This is a genomic window from Pseudanabaena biceps PCC 7429 (assembly GCF_000332215.1).
Taxonomy (GTDB): Bacteria; Cyanobacteriota; Cyanobacteriia; order Pseudanabaenales; family Pseudanabaenaceae; genus Pseudanabaena; species Pseudanabaena biceps.
In genome coordinates this window covers 1-5,944 of the sequence record NZ_ALWB01000291.1, presented here as the reverse complement: position 1 = coordinate 5,944, position 5,944 = coordinate 1, and the positions used below count along the sequence as shown (strand labels likewise).

Here is a 5,944-nt window from a genome sequence, read left to right as displayed (position 1 = left end):
ACTCATAAGCCCTTTTCAATTCAGAGCCACTCTTAAATATCTCGGACAACGCTTTCCCGAATCCTTGACTTATTTTTTGCCGATTGAGTACCCTCGGTTGCTTAGTCTCTCATCTCCTAATTCACAACTTGCAAAATTCTTGTCCCACCAGTTCATCATTTTTCTTCCCTGCTTTTGCTTGATTTTTACTACTTTAACCCCATCTGCACCCTTTATCTGAAAGTCTCTTCTGGTCTGCCTTTTAAAGATCCCGTGAAAAGTAAGAGTATCTCAGGAGTCGGAAACGATAACCAACTAATTCTGAGCGATCGGGGCAATGTCCGCGAATTGCTCAAGGATACCCAGATCGAAGTGCAATGCTTTAGCAAACAATCGGCAACGGGAGTAGTGGCAAACGATTATGTCAAACGGCGCAGCATTACTTTCAAAATTCCTCCCAAATTGCAGCCCAGTGATGGCGCGATCGTCAATGGCAATACCTATACTCTCCCCGTTGGCAGATACTGTTCTCCTTGGCTAAAAGCCGATTACAACGTGGGCTATGGCATTGTCATCAATCAAATCACCAAGAGCGGCACAAAATACGATCAAAGCATTGATAAGTCTTTTGTTGTTGGTAAAAATTAAGGAGATAAGGGTTCTGATTGTGTCTTTGATATAGCTATATTCACTTAAGTCAGGACATCAAACCCAATAGAGAGTTGCGGCGCGAAGCGCCGCAACTCTCTATTGGGTTTGATTTTTGTCCTAATATTACTGGATATAGCTATATTACTTTTATAGCAACAACCCCAATAATTGAATGGCGGCGCAACGCGCCGCCATTCAATTATTGGGGTTTACTTGGCGATAGCCCTATTACCAAATTACCAAGTTGTATCTTCAGCGATTTGTTTGCCTTCGGTTTGCAGATATTCTAGAAAAGTCTGAGCAACCACAGACAATTGCTTACCAGCTAGATGAATCACGTACCAATGACAGGGGATCGGAAAATTCTCCACATCTAAAATAGCGATCTGTCCCGACGCACCTTCCAAGGCGATCGTATGTCGCGATAAAATTGAAATCCCCAATCCCCCAGCGATCGCTTGTTTAATCGCCTCATTGCTAGCAAGCTCCATTTTGACTTTAGGCGTAATTTTATGTGCGTCGAATAATTGCTGAACATAGGCTCTAGTTCCCGATCCCGACTCCCTAGTAATAAAGGGTTGCTCGGCTAACTGTTGAATGGGAATATTTTTTTCCTTCGCTAAAGGGTGATCGTGATTTGCGAGTACAACTAAGGGATTTGCCAAAAAAGGATGCGATTTAACATCAGGTTCATCGGGGACTTGACTGAGTATATATAAATCATCCTTATTCTCAGATAACCTTTCCAGAACCCCACTATGATTAGTTACTTTTAAAGAAATTTCCACCCCAGGATACCGCTGGCAAAAAGGACCAAGCAGTCGCGGGATCACATATTTTGCCGTCGTTACCACCGTAATCTTGAGATATCCCTGTTTCAAGCCCTTCATATCCGCAACGCTCATTTCAAATTGAGAAATATGCTCGAAGATTTCTTGACAGGTTGCGAACAGTTCTTTTCCAGCTTGAGTCAAAAATAATTTCTTGCCCACTTGCTCAAATAAGGGCATCCCGATCGCCTTCGTTAGATGCTTAATTTGCATCGAAACCGTTGGCTGAGTGAGAAATAGCTCTTCCGCAGCACGGGTATAACTACCATGCCGAGCAGCCACCTCAAATACCTGCAACTGGTGCAGCGTAATATGACTGGCTAATTGAGAATCAGATAAGCGGTAACTCATAGGAAGGGCAAAATCATAGACTATATTCTATGATTTTATCATTAATATACAATTTTATTCTATGCATTTACTTAATATAATCCTTCATATAGGAATTACAGTTATTCTGTGAACCAAAGCTTATCTGTGAACCAAAGCGTAGCAGTCTAAGGCATAAACAAAGCCCAAAATAGAGTTGCCACGCTGAGCGTGGCAACTCTATTTTGGGTAGTCCTAGGAAGGGGTTTGTATGGTGAGGATGGGCGGCGCGAAGCGCCGCCCATCCTTAACCATGTAGCATTACCCTATTTTGGGTTTGAGTTATACGACGATATAAAAAAATTGTGGTAGGGATTAATGATGAGATTGAGGCGACAGGTTATAAATTTATGGCAATTTATAACGATGGCAAGCAAAGACGATATTTTCTTAATTACGATCGGCAAAATTGAAAACTTTGTCTCCAAAATATTAGCGATCGCTCTAGTATTTGTGATTTTCGTTGCTCTCTTCGATCTGCTTAAGTTTTTGATTGTTGACTTGTTCTTTACCCATCCTAGCCTCGTATTTGCCGCACCACTTCTAAAAATATTTGGCATGTTCCTCAATGTCTTAATTGCATTGGAACTCATGGAAAACATCACAGCCTATCTCCGCCAGCATGTAATCCAGCTCGAACTAGTGGTGATCACCGCGTTAACAGCCGTAGCTCGGAAAATCGTTATTTTTGATAGCAAAGCTGATGGTGACCTAACGGGTTTAGCGATCGCCGTACTTTCCCTATCAATTAGTTATTGGATCGTGCGCTCTCAAAACAAAGGGAATAAGCACTAAATGGCAATGTGACATGCTGCTACTCTTTTATCTTTTTCGTATCGTTTTTCGACTTTGTCCTAACGCAAGCGGCTACAGCGATAGAAGTTACGATCTCCTGATGCTAAAATTATGTTAAGTATTTAAGTTAAGTATTTAATCTGTATATCAAAACTTTACCTACAAAGCTATATGACTCAATCCTTAAGTAATTTCCTATTTAGCCTCGTTGCTGGTGGTGTAGTTCTCGGTCTTATTTTTGCAGCAGTACTCATTGTCAGCCAAAAAGACAAAATCATCCGTCGCGGTTAATCCCATTATTTTGTCTATTTACTTTTATCTATTCAGATATCTATTCAGACATTAAAAGCCCTGCAATGCAGGGCTTTTAATGTCTGAATAGATAAATAGTACCCAACTCAGCCCTCCTGTTAATGTTTTAGGATGGACAGGAAAATTGCTGCTAATAGTGTAAATTGGCATCAGTGTATAGCTCTGTGTTGTTATACTGACGTAAAGATTGTCCACTCAAAACACCGCTTACATAGCGGCAAAATGCAGGTATTTAGGAGAAATATAGAGCCATGATCAACATCGGTGGCAACCCGCTAATGATACTTTTGGCAATTGTTGCCGCTTTAGGAGGCGTGGGTTTATATTTTGTGCGAAACTTTCGCCCCGAACTAGCCCGCGACCACGACATCTTTTTCTCCGCGATCGCCTTGGTTTATGGCATCATCCTGCTAGCCTTTAATTTTCGGATGGAAATTACTACCCAACTAGCCCAAGTGTTGGTTGTCGGTTTTGCAGGTTGGTTTGCAGTGGAGTCTTTGGTATTACGTCAAGCTCTAGCAAATCAAGCAAGGAGAGCACCATCTAGCCCCCTAGTTGATGATGAAGAGCCCATTGGTTCTGATTATCGTGTTGAGATCGATCCCACGCGTGAAATTGCTCCCCGTCGCGATCGCAATACATCCCGTCGCATGGGTGGTTCCCTATCCAATGGGGCTGAGGCTAGCGAGTTAAGGGGAGATACTACGGATTCTCGCCGTTCCCGTCGTCCCAAACGCGGAGATACTAGTACCAATGATTCAGTGATTGATATCGACGAAAGCGATATTCGTCCTGTTAATCCCAAACGTCGCCCAAGACCTAGCGGTGATAATATAAATGGGGAGCGTCCAAGAAATCGCAACGGAGAATCTGATAACTTTAATAGTGAATCTGGCAAAGACACCGCTGCTTCTGGGCGTAGACGGAGACCGAGCAGACCCTCAGCATATCCAAATACTGAGAATACAGATAATGATGATTTTTAGATTGATTTATTAAAATCAATCCTCAAAAATTAAAAAGTCTATTTTTTGAGTCTATTTTCTGAGTCTATTTTCTGAAATTCATCCAAATCAACTTCAATTTACAGTCATTTACTCTATAAACAATCCTCTATGATTTGTAAGATTTGCATCTAAAAATTTGCAAATCTTACAATCATCAAAAGTTCGCAGAATTTTTGAGATTGATTTAAGTTATGTACATCCGCAGATTAGTGGCATATTAACTGTTACAAATCCTGCAACTTGATTTGATCAACCATTACTTGGGCTTTCGATCAACCGTGAGTTATTGCGTTAATCCAAACTGTGCTAATCCAAATAACGAACCATTTGCCATTAGTTGTGCTTCCTGTGGTTCTAATTTAAAGCTGCGAAACCGTTATCGAGCTAGCCGTCCACTGGGCAAAGGTGGATTTGGTGCAACATTTCTGGCTGCCGATGAAGGGTTGCCAGGATTTCCATCCTGCGTAATCAAGCAATTGCGCCCCAATACCCAATCAGCCAGTGTCATGAAAATGGCGCGGGAGTTATTCGAGCGTGAAGCCTTTACCCTTGGTAAAATCGGCAGTCATCCGCAGATCCCGCGTTTACTAGATTATTTTGAAGAAGACGCTAATTTTTACTTAGTTCAAGAATTTGTCGATGGCGAAACCTTGAAGCAGGAATTTGAGCGGCGTGGAGTATTTAGCGAAATTGAAATTCGCAAGGTACTTACCGAGATTTTCCCTGCTCTTGGGTTTATGCATCAAAACGGGGTGATTCATCGTGACATTAAGCCTGCAAATATCATGCGGCGCAAGCAGGATGGACAGTTAGTGTTAATTGACTTTGGGGCAGTTTCGAGCCAAGTCAATAAGCCATCGGCGGAAGAAGATCCGAGTGGTTTGCTGACAAATTTTGCGATCGGTACGCCAGGTTTTGCGCCACCCGAGCAGATGGCGATGCGACCTGTATATTCTAGCGATCTGTATGCGACCGCCATGAGTTGTCTGTATCTGATGACAGGGCGATCGCCTAAGGATCTACCCCACGATCCCTATACAGGCGAGATCAATTGGAAATCGCAGGTCAAACTGAGCGATCGCTTGAGGGTAGTTTTTGAGAAGCTGCTTCAGCAATCCGTAGCCCAGCGATTTCGTTCGGCGGAAGAAGCTCTACGCGCCTTAGAATCTGGCAATATTTCTGATGAGCCTCCGAGAGCTGCAACTCCATCGGCAAATTATCAATCTTCGGCTCCCCCTTCCTCTGTAACTGTGAGACCCTCAACCACCCAGCTCCCTAACTCACGGATCCAACCCCAAAAGTATGGCAGTGGCACACAGGGAACACAGTTTGATAATACTGGGATGATGACTACTGGCAATACCCGCGCTGGTGCTAGCCGTGTCGGTAGTGGAGAAATTAAAGGGGGAAGAAAAGTAATTGTCGAATACAACCAAGGCAAACGTAATTTTGCCAACCAAGACTATTCTAAGGCTGCCTTTGGTAGTGCCACGCTTTCAGGCATTGTGATGAGTCGCTCAAAATTAGTTGAGGCGGACTTTTGTCATAGTGACTTAACTCATGCCAGTTTCCAAGGGGCAAATCTATCGCAAGCAAAATTAAATAGCGCCAATTTACGGGAAGCAAAAATGCAGCGCGCTGTATTAGTTAAGGCGGATTTGGGCAGTGCTTCCATGATTTTAGCTGATATGCGTGAGGCAAATCTCCAATCAGCTTACATGAGCAAGGCAGATCTCTCGGGGGCAAATCTAAGTGGGGCAAATTTAAAGGGAGCCTATCTCAGTCAAGCCAATTTAAATGGCACGAACCTTTGTGGGGCAGATTTAAAGGGAGCGAAAATCACCGACGAACAACTATCCCAAGCTAAAACTAATTGGGGTACGATTCGACCTGATGGTAGTAAACGCCTGTTTTAATGAGTTTTAATGGGTTTTAATGTTTATTTACAGCGCTTTGCGCTCAAACCCAAACCAAGGAAATTTTTGAAAGCGTTGCTTCGCA

The 5,944-nt window shown here is 42.9% G+C and carries 6 protein-coding genes and 1 pseudogene; 5 read left to right on the top strand and 2 right to left on the bottom strand.

The window, feature by feature from the left end; all coding sequences use genetic code 11:
• Positions 1–156: pseudogene (locus PSE7429_RS28255) on the bottom strand (IS4/Tn5 family transposase DNA-binding protein); the annotation flags it as partial.
• A gap of 96 nt (positions 157–252) precedes the next feature.
• Here PSE7429_RS28255 and PSE7429_RS20990 point away from each other — a divergent pair.
• Positions 253–627: a hypothetical protein gene (locus tag PSE7429_RS20990; protein ID WP_040689997.1), complete on the top strand. Its 375-nt coding sequence runs from the start codon at positions 253–255 to the stop codon at positions 625–627.
• 239 nt (positions 628–866) lie between these two features.
• Here the strand turns inward: PSE7429_RS20990 and PSE7429_RS20985 are convergent, their stop codons facing one another.
• Positions 867–1,811, bottom strand: a complete 945-nt coding sequence (locus PSE7429_RS20985) for a LysR family transcriptional regulator (protein ID WP_009629373.1) — start codon at positions 1,809–1,811, stop codon at positions 867–869.
• Positions 1,812–2,147: 336 nt separating this feature from the next.
• Here PSE7429_RS20985 and PSE7429_RS20980 point away from each other — a divergent pair, with 336 nt between their 5' ends.
• The 4 genes from PSE7429_RS20980 (at position 2,148) to PSE7429_RS20970 (ending at position 5,859) form a co-directional block, all read left to right on the top strand.
• Entirely contained in the window at positions 2,148–2,624 is a 477-nt protein-coding gene (locus tag PSE7429_RS20980) for a phosphate-starvation-inducible PsiE family protein (RefSeq protein WP_009629372.1), read from the top strand.
• A gap of 171 nt (positions 2,625–2,795) precedes the next feature.
• On the top strand, positions 2,796–2,915 hold the full coding sequence (locus PSE7429_RS24745) for a photosystem II reaction center X protein (RefSeq protein WP_009629371.1): 120 nt from the start codon (positions 2,796–2,798) through the stop codon (positions 2,913–2,915).
• Between the two features lie 272 nt (positions 2,916–3,187).
• Positions 3,188–3,922 (top strand): Ycf66 family protein, encoded by a 735-nt coding sequence (locus PSE7429_RS20975; RefSeq protein WP_009629370.1) that lies wholly within the window; start codon positions 3,188–3,190, stop codon positions 3,920–3,922.
• A gap of 299 nt (positions 3,923–4,221) precedes the next feature.
• A complete protein-coding gene (locus PSE7429_RS20970) occupies positions 4,222–5,859 on the top strand; it encodes a serine/threonine-protein kinase (RefSeq protein ID WP_009629369.1) in 1,638 nt (545 codons plus the stop codon).
• Positions 5,860–5,944 lie beyond the last annotated feature (85 nt).

Coding starts and splice junctions, on each gene's coding strand:
- PSE7429_RS20985 (WP_009629373.1), bottom strand. CDS start 1,811: ATGAGTTACCGCTTATCTGATTCTCAATTAGCCAGTCATATTACGCTG.
- PSE7429_RS20980 (WP_009629372.1), top strand. CDS start 2,148: ATGATGAGATTGAGGCGACAGGTTATAAATTTATGGCAATTTATAACG.
- PSE7429_RS24745 (WP_009629371.1), top strand. CDS start 2,796: ATGACTCAATCCTTAAGTAATTTCCTATTTAGCCTCGTTGCTGGTGGT.
- PSE7429_RS20975 (WP_009629370.1), top strand. CDS start 3,188: ATGATCAACATCGGTGGCAACCCGCTAATGATACTTTTGGCAATTGTT.